This is a genomic window from Flavobacterium fryxellicola (assembly GCF_900143245.1).
GTDB lineage: Bacteria > Bacteroidota > Bacteroidia > Flavobacteriales > Flavobacteriaceae > Flavobacterium > Flavobacterium fryxellicola.
In genome coordinates, this window is sequence record NZ_FRDK01000008.1 from 28,686 (window position 1) to 42,249 (window position 13,564).

At 34.2% G+C, this 13,564-nt stretch carries 11 protein-coding genes; 1 reads left to right on the top strand and 10 read right to left on the bottom strand.

Going from position 1 to position 13,564, the window contains the following annotated elements:
• Positions 1-189 precede the first annotated feature (189 nt).
• Positions 190-3,018 (top strand): M16 family metallopeptidase, encoded by a 2,829-nt coding sequence (locus BUA03_RS11890; RefSeq protein WP_066082447.1) that lies wholly within the window; start codon positions 190-192, stop codon positions 3,016-3,018.
• Positions 3,019-3,215: 197 nt separating this feature from the next.
• On the opposite strand, the gene BUA03_RS11895 is transcribed toward BUA03_RS11890, so the two are convergent.
• The 10 genes from BUA03_RS11895 to BUA03_RS11940 form a co-directional block, all read right to left on the bottom strand.
• Complete coding sequence (locus tag BUA03_RS11895) at positions 3,216-3,575, bottom strand: hypothetical protein (RefSeq protein ID WP_066082449.1); 360 nt, start codon at positions 3,573-3,575, stop codon at positions 3,216-3,218.
• 63 nt (positions 3,576-3,638) lie between these two features.
• Positions 3,639-4,817 carry an AIR synthase related protein gene (locus BUA03_RS11900; RefSeq protein ID WP_066082453.1) on the bottom strand — a complete coding sequence of 393 codons (1,179 nt, stop codon included), beginning with the start codon at positions 4,815-4,817 and terminating at the stop codon, positions 3,639-3,641.
• A gap of 176 nt (positions 4,818-4,993) precedes the next feature.
• A complete protein-coding gene (locus BUA03_RS11905) occupies positions 4,994-6,490 on the bottom strand; it encodes a carboxypeptidase regulatory-like domain-containing protein (RefSeq protein ID WP_066082455.1) in 1,497 nt (498 codons plus the stop codon).
• Between the two features lie 33 nt (positions 6,491-6,523).
• Positions 6,524-7,924 carry a CsgG/HfaB family protein gene (locus tag BUA03_RS11910; RefSeq protein WP_066082457.1) on the bottom strand — a complete coding sequence of 467 codons (1,401 nt, stop codon included), beginning with the start codon at positions 7,922-7,924 and terminating at the stop codon, positions 6,524-6,526.
• A 1-nt stretch (position 7,925) separates the two neighbouring features.
• Positions 7,926-8,330 (bottom strand): curli assembly protein CsgF, encoded by a 405-nt coding sequence (locus BUA03_RS11915; protein ID WP_066082459.1) that lies wholly within the window; start codon positions 8,328-8,330, stop codon positions 7,926-7,928.
• A 16-nt stretch (positions 8,331-8,346) separates the two neighbouring features.
• Positions 8,347-8,676, bottom strand: a complete 330-nt coding sequence (locus BUA03_RS11920) for a CsgE family curli-type amyloid fiber assembly protein (protein ID WP_317041105.1) — start codon at positions 8,674-8,676, stop codon at positions 8,347-8,349.
• Positions 8,673-9,080 carry a curli-like amyloid fiber formation chaperone CsgH gene (csgH, locus tag BUA03_RS11925; protein ID WP_245792635.1) on the bottom strand — a complete coding sequence of 136 codons (408 nt, stop codon included), beginning with the start codon at positions 9,078-9,080 and terminating at the stop codon, positions 8,673-8,675. The genes BUA03_RS11920 and csgH overlap by 4 nt, the downstream gene beginning before the upstream one ends.
• A complete protein-coding gene (locus tag BUA03_RS11930) occupies positions 9,077-9,616 on the bottom strand; it encodes a hypothetical protein (protein WP_066082461.1) in 540 nt (179 codons plus the stop codon). Before BUA03_RS11930 ends, csgH begins: the two co-directional genes overlap by 4 nt.
• A 68-nt stretch (positions 9,617-9,684) precedes the next feature.
• Entirely contained in the window at positions 9,685-10,569 is an 885-nt protein-coding gene (locus BUA03_RS11935; RefSeq protein ID WP_066082463.1) for a hypothetical protein, read from the bottom strand.
• 680 nt (positions 10,570-11,249) lie between these two features.
• Positions 11,250-13,439 carry a glutamine synthetase III family protein gene (locus BUA03_RS11940; RefSeq protein WP_066082467.1) on the bottom strand — a complete coding sequence of 730 codons (2,190 nt, stop codon included), beginning with the start codon at positions 13,437-13,439 and terminating at the stop codon, positions 11,250-11,252.
• Positions 13,440-13,564 lie beyond the last annotated feature (125 nt).

The following is a 13,564-nucleotide window of genomic DNA, read 5'->3' on the forward strand; positions in this document are numbered from 1 at the left end:
TTATTTTACGGTCATATTCCACTTTTTAAAATAATTTCTTTACCAAAAATCTAAAATATACTTCTAAACTTTAATTCCTAAATCAAGCGCTTCCCTTTAATGACTTTATTATTATTTTTTCTTACTTTAGTTCTTTGAAATAACAAATTCGCTTGCTGTAAAAAACAAACCTAAACCTAAATTTTAAAAATGAAATCAATCCAATCATTCCTGCTCTATTTCTTGCTTTTTAGTGCCTGTTCTTCTTACTCTCAAAACCAAAAATCGAAAGAATTCAAAGTAGAATTTGAAAAATTTACTTTAGATAATGGATTACAAGTCATCTTACACCTCGATAGATCAGATCCGGTTGTGGCTGTTGCTTTGACAAGCCACGTAGGTTCTGCTAGAGAAAAAGTTGGCCGAACCGGATTTGCTCATCTGTTTGAACACTTACTTTTCTTGGAATCAGAGAATTTGGGCAAAGGAGGTCTTGATAAAATGAGTGCGCGTATTGGTGGTGCTGGAGCAAATGGTTCAACTAGTAGAGACCGTACTAATTATTTTCAGACCGTCCCTAAAGATGCGTTAGAAAAAATGATTTGGGCCGAAGCAGATAAATTAGGCTATTTTATAAACACCGTAACAGAACCGGTTCTATCAAAAGAAAAACAGGTAGTTAAAAATGAAAAAAGACAGAGTTATGATAATAGACCTTACGGACATACCTTTTCTGTAATATCTAAAAATTTATACCCGTCAACGCATCCCTACAATTGGGATGTTATTGGTTCATTAGAAGACTTACAAAATGCTACTCTTGAAGATGTAAAAAGTTTTTACAATCGCTGGTATGTTCCTAATAATGTTACGCTGACTATTGCAGGAGATTTTGATGTTAAGCAAACTAAAGCTTGGGTTGAAAAATATTTTGGAGAAATAAAACGTGGCGAGTCAATTCCTAAAATGGAAAAACAGCCTGTAATATTGACCGAAACTAAGAAACTTTATTATGAAGATAATTTTGCAAAGGTGCCACAACTCACATTGACTTGGCCGTCGGTTTACGAATATCACCCTGATAGTTATGCCCTAGAAGTGCTAGCCAGTTATCTTTCAAAAGGTAAAAAAGCACCTTTATACAAAATCCTCGTTGAAGACAAAAAATTAACCGATGCCGCTGATGTCTTTCAATACAATTCAGAAATAGCCGGTCAATACATGTTAGGTGTAACCGCATTTGAAAAAGTAAATCTGAATGAAGTTATGGAAGGCGTTAACGAAGCTTTTAAAAACTTTGAAACGGAAGGAATTTCACAACAAGATTTAGACCGCATTAAAGCGGGACAAGAAACCGCTTTCTACACTAATTTGTCCAGCGTATTGGGAAAAGGATTTCAACTGGCACAATATGAAATTTTTGCGGGAACACCCGAGTATATTAATCAAGATGTGAAAAACATTCTGGCAGTGTCTACTGAAGATGTGATGCGGGTATATCAAAAATACATCAAAGGAAAAAAGTATGTAGCCACTAGTTTTGTTCCAAAAGGAGAATTAACTTTAATCTTAAATGGTTCCACATTAGCCGCGGTAGTAGAGGAAAAAATCGTTGAAGGCAAGGAAGATTCATTCGATGCTAGCATTGCGTCAACGTATGAAAAAACACCTTCTAAATTTGATAGAAGTATGGAACCAGCTTATGGTGATAGCCCTGATGTGAAGTTACCATCAGTTTGGAAAAGCAAGTTGTCATCTGGACTAAACGTTTTGGGGATTGAAAACCAAGAAGTGCCCTTAGTACAATTTCAGTTGCAAATAAAAGGGGGAATGCTGCTGGAAGAAAGTGATAAAATAGGAGTTTCGAATATGCTGGCTGAACTGATGACCAAAGGGACCAAAAGCAAAACGCCAGAACAATTGGAAAATGCTATCGAAAGTCTTGGAGCCACAATTAACACCTACGCAACAGACGAAGCAATTTTTATCTCGGTTACTACACTGGCAAAGAATTACAACGCTACTATGGCATTAGTTCAAGAAATAATAGTAGAACCGCGCTGGGATGCAAAAGAATTTGAATTAATCAAGCAAAGTACTTTAAGCCAGATTTTACAACAAAAAGCAGATCCTAACAGCATTGCCAGAAATGAGTTCAAAAAATTAATTTATGGAAATGAATCTATTTTAGGGTACAATCGCATTGGAACCGAAAGCACGGTTAATAAAATTACATTAGAGGACTTGAAAAATTATTACGTTAAAAACACCGCTCCTTCTGTCGCTAATTTTCAGATTGTAGGCGCTATTTCAAAAACGGATGTTCTTAATTCAGTAGCTTCTTTAAATAAGGGCTGGAAATCTAAAAATGTTGCTTTTCCAAAAATTACAATCGGGAATACAATCGCCTCCTCAAAAATTTATTTTTATGATGTTCCAGGGGCAAAACAATCTGTAATCCGAATTGGTTATCCTGCGCTTGCCGCCACTGATGCCAATTTCTATCCAGCCCAAATAATGAATTACCGCTTAGGTGGTGGTAGTTTTGCATCACAGCTTACACAGCAATTACGGGAAGGAAAAGGATATACTTATGGCATTAGCTCCTCCTTTTCTGGTTCTACTAATAAAGGTCCGTTCCTTATTTCTAGTGGTGTTAGATCAAATGTAACCTTTGAATCTGTGAATTTGATAAAGGAAATCTTGCAGCAGTACGGAAAAAATTTCAGCGAGAATGACCTTGAAGTAACCAAAGGATATTTAATAAAGAGCAATGCCAGAGCATTTGAAACGTTGTCGTCTAAACTAGAAATGCTTTATGATATTAGCAACTATAATTACGCTGATGATTATGCAAAACAACAGGAAAAAATTGTAAAAAATAGCACAATAGATGCCATAAAAAAGCTTTCAGAAAACTATTTGAATCCTGATAAAATGATCTATTTAGTAGTAGGAGATGCAGAGACACAGTTAAAAAAGTTATCTCAAATTGGTTTTGGAGAGCCCATTCTTTTGAATAAAACGGGGACAAAATAATGCTATGTATGCTGTCATTATCTCTGGTTCAAAGCACAGATCGTAATTAGCCCAGATCGAAGTGAAAAGCCCAGACTGCAAAAAAATAATTTTTCTTGTCCTGAAAGAGCGACCAACGGGAGCTCCTTTCAGGATATAGAAAATGTTTTTTTAAGGGAGGACTTGAAGCGGAGTGCTGGATTAGCTTCTAAAAAAAACTACTCGGCCATTTCATCATATCGCTGTGGGACTTGAGGATCATACAAGGCGCATTTGAATTCCTCCATTATGTTTACCAAGGCATCCATAGTCTTTCCTTCGGTACCATAACAATCAATTTTTATACTCTGCGGCGTGGTTCTAATGTGAAATGCACCTACCCCAGTGTTATTTTTCCAACTTTTATCGTCGACTTTTTCCCATTTTGAAAAAACCGATGCGATTCTATTCAAGATTACTTGAACAGGAAGTTCTTCTAAACCCTCTATTTGAGACTGTTCTTCGATAATAGCTTCATACACTTCATGATGGTTTAAATAAATTCCCTCAAGATATTTCCAAAAAAGTAATTCGTACATTTTAAAATTATTGAATATTGAATATTGAAAGATTAAAAAATCAACACTGATTCAATGGGTTAATTAATATTCGAAAGTTCCGTATTCGCTGGTAATCGTCAGTTTTTTAACGTCAGATTCCGTTACTCTACCTATAATTTGGGCATCAACATTAAATGATTTTGAAATCGCAATGATAGCATCAGCAGTCGCTTCTGGAACATAAATTTCCATTCTGTGTCCACAATTGAACACTTGGTACATTTCTTTCCAGTCCGTTTTGGATTGTTCTTGTATTAATTGAAACAATGGTGGCACTGGAAATAAATTATCTTTTATAATGTGTAAGTTTTCTATAAAGTGCAAAATTTTGGTTTGCGCTCCTCCACTACAATGCACCATTCCGTGAATTTCAGTAGAAGTATAAAGATCTAAAATTTTCTTGATAATTGGCGCATAGGTTCTAGTTGGCGAAAGCACTAATTGTCCCGCATCTATTGGTGAATTTTCAACGGCATCGGTCAATTTTACTTGCCCGGAATAGATTAATTCCTCAGGTACTGCTGGATCAAAACTTTCTGGGTATTTAGTTGCCAAATACTTCCCAAAGACATCATGACGCGCCGATGTTAAACCGTTACTTCCCATTCCGCCATTATAGCTTTTCTCATAAGTAGCTTGACCAAAAGAAGCCAATCCCACTATTACGTCTCCTGCTTTAATGTTAGCATTGTCAATTACTTTGCTTCGTTTCATACGAGCTGTAACTGTTGAATCAACAATTATAGTTCGAACAATATCACCTACATCTGCCGTTTCACCCCCTGTGGAATGTATGGTTACCCCAAAAGAGTCTAATTCTTTGATTAATTCTTCGGTTCCGTTTATAATTGCTGAAATTACTTCGGCAGTAATTAGATTTTTGTTCCGACCAATAGTGGATGAAAGCAAAATATTATCTGTAGCACCTACACATAGTAGATCATCAATATTCATGATTAAGGCATCTTGAGCAATGCCTTTCCAAACTGAAATATCACCAGTCTCTTTCCAATACAAGTATGCCAAAGAGGATTTAGTTCCCGCTCCATCTGCATGCATTATAAGACAATAATCATCATCTTGAGTTAGATAATCTGGAACGATTTTGCAAAAAGCCTGCGGAAACAACCCTTTATCAATGTTTTTTATTGCGTTGTGCACGTCCTCTTTGGATGCCGAAACACCGCGAAGAGCATATCTTTTTGAAGTATCTGAACTCATGTAGTATAGTTGTGAAGCCTGCTTTTAGGCTGCTAGTTGTGCGGCAAAGATAATTATTTTTTTTCGGTTTTGTCTATTGTCCTTGGTGAAGAGTTTAGTTCAAATTTAGCGGTAACTGTTGCATAAAAAAACACCCAATTCGCTAGAAATGGGTGTTTTTTTTTGATTCATTGCTATCATTCCCAATCTGGCATACTAGCATTGGTAAATAAAATTACTCTTGAAACTCCTGTATTATTGATAGATGGAGTATATTTCACAATGTTTTTAGCAGATATACCATCATTGGAAGTATTCGTGACAATTAACTCTGCTTCATTAGGTGAATACCTTACATCTAAATCTAACGTTCCTGCTGGTTTTTCTAAACCTGCCTCACTAATTAAATTAGTACTAAAAACATACTGAAACACTCTTGTATCTAATTGCCTGTAGTTAGCATCCTCATAACCAGAAACATCTCTTGTGAAAATTAATTTCTGACTGTTTACGGTAAAATTCAAACCTCCAATGGCACCAGAAGTTCCAGAGATAATTTGATTAGTGATGGTTCCTGCTGCATTGATCAAATATATTTCAGCATTATAACCGTTAGCATCATTTACTTTTAGTGCAATTTTTGCTCCATCATTGCTCCAATCACATTCTGATATAAATTTACCATTTGGAGTTTGATAAATTTTAGTCAAACCACTACCATCGTTATTAATTCGATATAATTTGTCAAAATAAGGATAGATAATCTGACTTCCAGAGGCATTCCAAGAAAAATTTATAAAATCTGAATTAAATCCAGAAATAGGAACTGAGTTCGTTACTTTAAAAATTCCAGAGCCATCCGGATTCATTGTGTAAATATGATTTTGTGCACCACTTGCTCTTATAAATGCAATTTTTTTAACTTGATTATTTTTTCTTGGCCGCCAACTGTTTACACTCGAACTAGTTAATTGCAATTGACCTCCCTTCTCATCTCCTGAATAAATAACATAATTATTAGTTTCATTCTTAACAAACAAAAATCTTGCGTTTGGAAAAGCAATAGTCGTAAAAGTTCGAACAGCACTTAAAACCGGCGGATTTATTCCGTCCGAAACTGAAACCTGCCAATAATACTTGGTGCTGTAAGACAACCCTTTTAATGTGTAATTGGTTTTAGAAATATCTGAATAAGTCACAATATCATTACTATTGTCCTTTCTCACAGTAATTGTATATTTTAAACTGTCTTTTTCAGTATCTGTAGCTGTCCACGTCAAATTTAATTCTAAAGCTTGATCAATAGCATTATCGGGAGGAGAAACTAAAACTGGAGTAGTTGGAGGTTTGTTATTCGTCGTTGATAATTTTAATTCAAAAACTAAATTGGTCGCTTTACCAGTATTTACAGTAGCAGCCTCAAATTTAGTAATATATCCATCTTTTTGAGCTTCAAAAGAATAATCTCCTACTTTTACATTATTTACAACAAACTTTCCCTCTTCATCTGTAAAGACTATACTTGAATTTGGGTTAGAAAAAACTTTGACATTTGCTAAAGGCTTAAAATCTATTGCACTCACGACTTTACCCTCAACTGTACCAAATTCTTCTCCAGCAAAATTTTCTTCGCTACAGGAGAAAACTGTAACTAGCAACAAGACCAAACTAATTTTAAGATAAATATTTTTCATCAGGATAGAATTAATATTATTAATGAGCTATGATTATTTCATCAGGGCATTAGTCATGCCTTTGGCATCTATGGATTTATTTTTGTTTAAAAAATAGAAGGTTAATCCTAAACCAAAACGATAATAGTAATCATCTCGCACTCCTCTTTTTATATAGTCGATATTATCGCTAAAATTGAGATTATGCTCTCCATACAATTTAATTCCTATATTATCGGAAGCCATATACTCGAGCCCAATACCATATTGCACTTTACCATGAATATTTTCAGAAATTTTACTCATTCCTAAACCAGTGCCCGCAAAAACAAAAGGAGTAAGCCGGTCTTTTGGCAATAATATATATTCACCATTCAAATCAAATGTAAGGTAACCTGCATCCAATAAATTTTTGTTTGCTAGACTAAAAATATTTGTAGAAACGCTCAGATTAAAACTTGGTGCTACAAAGTATTTTAATCCACCTCTGACCATTGGCCTTAATTCTGGGTTGCTGTAATCTCCATCCATCAGAGTCGTTCCCCCGCCAATTTCCAAAGCAAGTTTAGCCCTTCTTTCTTTTAAATTTCTTCCAAATATTGCAGTAACTTCTGCTTCTTCATTTTCCTTTGCGTAGTTTTTTAAGACGATATCTACTTCAGGCTGAGGAATAGCAGCTTCCCAAATTCTATCTTTTATTCCCTCCAAAACAAGGGTTGAAACTGCTTTTTCGATTGCTTCTGTCACCGCCATTTGAACAGGCTCATTGGTTGTGTAGCCCGTCTCTACCTCTAATAATCTTTTAAAATTCACATATTTAAAAAGACTTTGATCAATGGCTTGAGAAAGTATTGTTTTTGAGATGTAAACAGATTTTAATATTTTACCATTTGCAGTTGATATCATTCGAAGATATATAGTAACGCGGTCCTGTCTGTACTTAATAGAGCCACCCGTACCGAAGTAACGTGCGCCAAAACCACCAGTAATAATATTAGAATCGTATGAAATAATCCCTCCTTCAAGTAATATTCCGGCATAAAGCAGTGGCGTAATTTGAGGCACATTAGGATCCGCATCTTTTGAATATTCCTGTCTTGTAGAGCGAATAAGATTTCGTTCCTGTAGCAAATTTCCAATATTTTCTCGTTCAATAGGAATGAACCACTTTGAATCCTCTAAAGCCTTAATTAAAATAGAAGTGGCTCCTTGAGTTACAGCTGTACTAAAATTACTTCCGTTTTCTGAAGCTTTGTATTGACCTGTTTGATCTCTAAATTTATAGAGTCCTACTACAATTTGTTCTTTAGCCTTAGGAAGCTGTTTTAAAAGTGTAGTTGCTGGAGTACCTTCTCCAATAACAGCTTTTTCTATTCCAGTAGGCTGATTGTAATAAGCACCACAACTAGAGATTAAAAAAAAAATTAGCAAAGGTAAGTAGGTGTATAATCTCATATTATCGATTTGGAATGATTACTTGAGTTGTTTCTCCTGTTTTTGTATCTAAAATATCTACTGTTAAACCTCCCGAAGAAGGATAAACTTCAACGGATAAGCTGCCGAAAGTATAGGAGCCTATTTTAATACCATCACTACCAAATTGTTGTCTAAACAGCGAACTTGAAATTTGACTTAAAAGCAAAGAATTTAAACTCGAAGTAAAGCGCTCCAATTCCGTTTGTTCCACCTGAGAGATCGTTTTATCTGTAAATTTATTTTGTGACTCCGCAGAGCTTGCCAGCCACTGATAGTTAAAAGTATCTCCTCCAAAAGCTGGATTCTTAGGTTTGTAAATCAAGCCTTGTGCATTTGCTGATTGAACGGCAAGTAAGAAAATCGTAAAAGAAATTAAAAGCTTCATAGGTTAAATGATAAAATTAATACTGAGTAAAATATTTCGTTTGCTTTTCTAAATTCTTAAGGTGCAAATAAGTTGCATAAATAGATTGTTCAGCCATTTCATTTAGATATTCTTCATCCGGTCTAGTTAAAAACTCATATATTATTTCATTTTCAATACTTATAATTATTTTAGTATTTCTAGAGAAAGTAAATTCCTCGTTCAAATTGACAATTTTTATCGAATTGATTTTATATTCATTGTATAAATAATAAAATAAATCGTAAAAATCTTTTCCAACCCTAGTCTTTGTGTCATCTGAAATAATTCCTGTTAGTTCAAATGCATCAGAAGGAATAATTGTTATTTTATCTTTTTTTTTTCATCCCCTAGCACAACTCTATCTTTTCCTATTAATTGTTTATTTTCATTATAGAAGAGCAGTAAAACTACAACCTCATCCTCAGTTCCCAAATTGACTGTAGAAGTTGATAAATTTTTATTTTCACTTGGATTTAAAGAAAACAACCCTTCTTGAATATTATTAGAGAGGTTATTATTTGATTTATTTTTTTTAATAACTGACAATTTATATGACAAACTTTGAACTATATCTGATAAATTTTCAGCTGTACCTGTTATTTTAATATTCCGCTCACTTTGTTCAACTTCAATTTTAGCTATCACTACAGTATTAGTCGTCTGAGAATAGGACATTTCAGAAAGCAAAACTAAAATAAGAAAAGACAAAAATTTCATTGAAGTTTTCATTGCTTAGAACTGTTTATTATTATTACGGAGGCTCCAGTTCCAGATTGAATAACCTTCATATCTCTTGAAATGGAATTTGAACCAAAATTTTGAATATTTTGATTATTCCCTTTCTGAATTAATTCCATTGTTACATCGTATTTTGTATATAATGCAAAATCGTGGATTTTATTATTATTACCAAGCTGAATCACTTTTTGGTTTAGCGAATTAGCCTGTTTATCGAGTAAAACTTCATTATTATTTCCTTTTTGCACAACGGAAATATCAATGATTTTACTCTTGAGGTACGAATTAACACTATTGTAATTCCCTATTTGTTGAATTTGAACGTTATTGCCCATTAGTTGAAGATTTAAAGAGGCACGAGAGTTAACAATATGAGAATTAGAGCTAATGTATAAAGTAGCTTCTTTTTTATCCAACAATGAAATATTATTATCATCATCATATTTATAATTTACAGGTTCTCCCTGAGCTAAAACAAGCTGGAAAAAAAATAAACAAAGAATGATATTTAAAGATATAGATTTCATGATCTTATTTTTATAATAAAAAAGATGGGACAGCCGTAATGAGCTGTCCCTATCTTAAGGCTTACTTATTAGTTAGCTTGATTTACATTAGCCACATTAGAATTTCCTTGTTGTGCAGTACTATTCATGTTGCCTGAAGTGTTTCCTGTTTGCATAGTGGTCGCTCTATTATTGTTTCCTTCCTGCAAAATATTATCAAGATTTCTATACCCCATTTGAGTAGTTGAAGCATCATTATTACGTCCATATTGATAATGATTCGCTACGTTTCTATCAACTATCGTTGCTGCCTTACCAACACTATTTTGGTTAATATCGGAATCATTATTTCTACCACCTTGACTAGTGTACGCTTTATTCCAATTTCCACGTTGCGTTTGAGTAGCTTCATTATAACCATGAGGAGAGAATGGTATTGCAGAAGTTAATGGCACTCCTAAGGTAAAAGTAGCCACTGTAGGAAGCGGATTATTTCCTGAAGTTCCTTGATCTATAGTAGCTTCGTTATCATTTCCTCTTTGTGTCTGAGTAGCTTTGTCATGTCCATCTAAACTTGCAGTTGCCACTACTACCTCATCTTGCCAAATTGTAGCGTCATTTCTATCCCCTCTTTGTGATTGGGTAGCCATGTTGTTCCAATTATTTTGAGAAATATAAGCATAGTTGTCATCCCCTCTTTGGAAGATGTCAGCCATGTTTTTTGCAGATGTATTAATCGAACCTACAAGCATTTGACCCGGATTAACTCCTTGGTATACGTAAGCATCATTGTTGTTCAATTCTTGTTTAACCTTGGAATTCTGAGCGGTACCAATTTGACTAACTTGTGCAAATTGAGAAAATCCAGTTTGGCCTACTGCACTTACATTTGGTCCAGCTACTGGACCTGGTTGAGCATAAGAAATTGCCACTGTACATAGCATCGCGGAGATGCTTAAAACTACTTTTTTCATAATAAATATATTTAATTGGTTGTTAATACAAATTATCATGTAGGTTTTAAAAAAGCGATTTGGGAACCACTCTTACGGTATAATAAATAACAAGATTTTTAGTATTAATACTGAAACCTTATTTGATTATTACATACCAAAGATAGAAAACATTATTAAAAAAAAACAAGTATAAATACTTGTTTTTCATCTGAATAGGTGTTTTTTCGATGAAAAGCAACTCTGTATCGATGAACTACCTTGTATTACAGAAAAAAAAATAAGAAAAAAATTATAAATATAGATATTCAAAGAAAAAGAAAAGATCTCCAAATATTTAACGAGAACTATACTATAATAATATCAAAGTAACGCGCGTAAGAAAGGCTTAGCACAATAGTTTGGTAAAAGAGCATCCTATGCAGCCCAATGCTGAAGAAACATAAACGAAAAGATCTGGAATAAACAAATAGGACCACTCTTTTAGTTAATTCGCTAGCCTTTTCGTCATTGTTTACAAAAATAAAACCGTGCTACACTTCGATTAGTCATATTAAGTTCAGTATTAGCTCTAATTCCAATTTACTGAAGCAAAGTTTTTTTTACAACAGCATAGCAACAATTTTTATCGATTAATGGATCGCAAAAAAAATGCCTTTCCAAAATGGAAAGGCATATATCCTGTTAAAATTCTTTGCTTATTATTTAGTAAACAACAATTCTCTATATTTAGTCAACGTCCAAATTTCGTTATCAACCAACAACTCTAATTTATCACAGTGATTTCTAATGATTTCAAAATAAGGTTTTACTTTATTACAATAAGCTTCTGCCATTTCCTGCGCATCAGTCAAATTATTAGCACTCTTTCTCTCGTTAGTCATCTCTTGTACTTTAGAATTGATTCCTTCGATATGACCTGAAATTTCTTTTATCAAAACGATTTGTTCTTTGGCAATAGTTTCAAAATCTGCTCCGAAAATATCCTTCAGCCCTTTCACATTTGCAATTAGCGTATTTTGATAACGGATTGCCGTTGGTATAACGTGATTTTTTGAAATATCACCTAGAACGCGACCTTCAATTTGAATTTTCTTGGTATATTCCTCTAATTCAATTTCGTATCGAGCTTCTACTTCAATATGATTCATAATATTCAATTCAGAAAACAAGTCTAAAGATTGTTTAGAAATTCTTGCTTTTAAAGCTTCAGGAGTCGTTTTGAAGTTACTCAAACCTCTTTTTGCAGCTTCTACTTCCCATTCTTCACTATAACCGTCTCCTTCAAAAAGGATTTTTTTAGATTGTTTGATGTACTCTCTTAAAACATTGAAGATCGCATCGTCTTTCTTCATGTCTTTGGAATCAATCAAAGCATCAACTTCAACTTTAAAATCTCTAAGTTGTTTTGCAACAATAGCGTTCAAAGTGGTCATTGCATTCGAACAGTTCGCCGTAGATCCTACTGCTCTAAACTCAAATTTATTTCCTGTAAAAGCAAATGGTGAAGTTCTATTTCTATCTGTGTTGTCTAAAAGAACGTCTGGAATTTTCCCTACTACGTTTAATTTTAGATCTGTTTTTTCTTCTGGGGATAATTTACCTGTGGTTACTCCTTCTAACTCCGCTAAAACTTTAGTCAATTGTCCCCCAATAAATACGGAGATAATTGCAGGAGGTGCTTCATTAGCTCCTAATCTGTGATCATTGCTTGCGGAGGCAATCGCAGCTCTTAATAAAGACTCATTATCATTTACGGCTTTAATCGTATTGATAAAGAAAGTCAAAAACTGTAAGTTACTCATTGGTGTTTTGCTTGGACTTAACAAGTTTACTCCAGTGTCAGTTGCTAATGACCAGTTATTGTGTTTCCCTGAACCGTTTACTCCTTTAAAAGGTTTTTCATGGAACAACACTTTCAATTCATGACGTTCTGCCACTTTTTGCATTACATCCATCAATAAACAGTTATGATCAACGGCTAAGTTTGTTTCTTCAAAAATAGGTGCCAACTCAAATTGATTAGGTGCTACTTCATTATGACGCGTTTTCACTGGAATTCCTAACAACATACATTCTTGCTCCAAATCTCTCATGTACGTCAAGGCACGTGTTGGAATTGATCCAAAATAATGATCGTCTAATTGCTGTCCCTTTGCAGAGGTATGCCCTAGCAACGTTCTCCCAGTCATAATAAGGTCAGGGCGTGAATTTGCCAACGCTCTATCTACTAGGAAATATTCTTGTTCCCAACCTAAAGTGGCGGTAACTTTTTTTACATTTTTATCAAAATATTTACATACTTCAGTGGCAGCGTCGTCCATAACCATTAAAGCACGTAATAAAGGTGTTTTATAATCTAAAGCCTCTCCTGTGTACGAAATAAAAACAGTTGGAATGCATAAGGTCGTTCCAAAAATAAATGCTGGAGATGTTGGATCCCAAGCTGTATAGCCTCGCGCTTCAAATGTGTTTCTAATTCCTCCATTTGGAAAACTAGAAGCATCAGGTTCTTGTTGTACTAATTGAGCACCACCAAACTTTTCTACTGAATCGCTACCGTCATAAGAGGTTTCAAAAAAAGCATCATGTTTCTCTGCTGTAGTTCCTGTAAGAGGTTGAAACCAGTGTGTGTAATGAGTTACTCCTTTAGACAAGGCCCATTCTTTCATACCCATGGCGATATAATCTGCTAATTTTCTGTCTATTTTAGTTCCATGCTGTACTGCATCGCGCACACCTTTAAAAGCATCAGAAGTTAAAAATTGCTTCATCGCTTTGTCATTAAAGACATTGGCACCAAATATCGTTGATTTTCTATCCGATTCTTCAAATTTAACTGGCTTTCTAGTCGATGCTTCTCTCAAAGCTTGAAAACGTAATGTTGACATAAAAATTGATTTTAATTAATTAGACCCCTATTATTTTGATGCAAATATAATTTAATTATTACTTTTATAAAGTTTTACCTCTTATTTTTATGGGCCAAGGCTTTAAATTTATTAATTCAATAGAA

Coding starts and splice junctions, on each gene's coding strand:
- BUA03_RS11890 (WP_066082447.1), top strand. CDS start 190: ATGAAATCAATCCAATCATTCCTGCTCTATTTCTTGCTTTTTAGTGCC.
- BUA03_RS11895 (WP_066082449.1), bottom strand. CDS start 3,575: ATGTACGAATTACTTTTTTGGAAATATCTTGAGGGAATTTATTTAAAC.
- BUA03_RS11900 (WP_066082453.1), bottom strand. CDS start 4,817: ATGAGTTCAGATACTTCAAAAAGATATGCTCTTCGCGGTGTTTCGGCA.
- BUA03_RS11905 (WP_066082455.1), bottom strand. CDS start 6,490: ATGAAAAATATTTATCTTAAAATTAGTTTGGTCTTGTTGCTAGTTACA.
- BUA03_RS11910 (WP_066082457.1), bottom strand. CDS start 7,924: ATGAGATTATACACCTACTTACCTTTGCTAATTTTTTTTTTAATCTCT.
- BUA03_RS11915 (WP_066082459.1), bottom strand. CDS start 8,330: ATGAAGCTTTTAATTTCTTTTACGATTTTCTTACTTGCCGTTCAATCA.
- csgH (WP_245792635.1), bottom strand. CDS start 9,080: ATGAAAACTTCAATGAAATTTTTGTCTTTTCTTATTTTAGTTTTGCTT.
- BUA03_RS11930 (WP_066082461.1), bottom strand. CDS start 9,616: ATGAAATCTATATCTTTAAATATCATTCTTTGTTTATTTTTTTTCCAG.
- BUA03_RS11935 (WP_066082463.1), bottom strand. CDS start 10,569: ATGAAAAAAGTAGTTTTAAGCATCTCCGCGATGCTATGTACAGTGGCA.
- BUA03_RS11940 (WP_066082467.1), bottom strand. CDS start 13,439: ATGTCAACATTACGTTTTCAAGCTTTGAGAGAAGCATCGACTAGAAAG.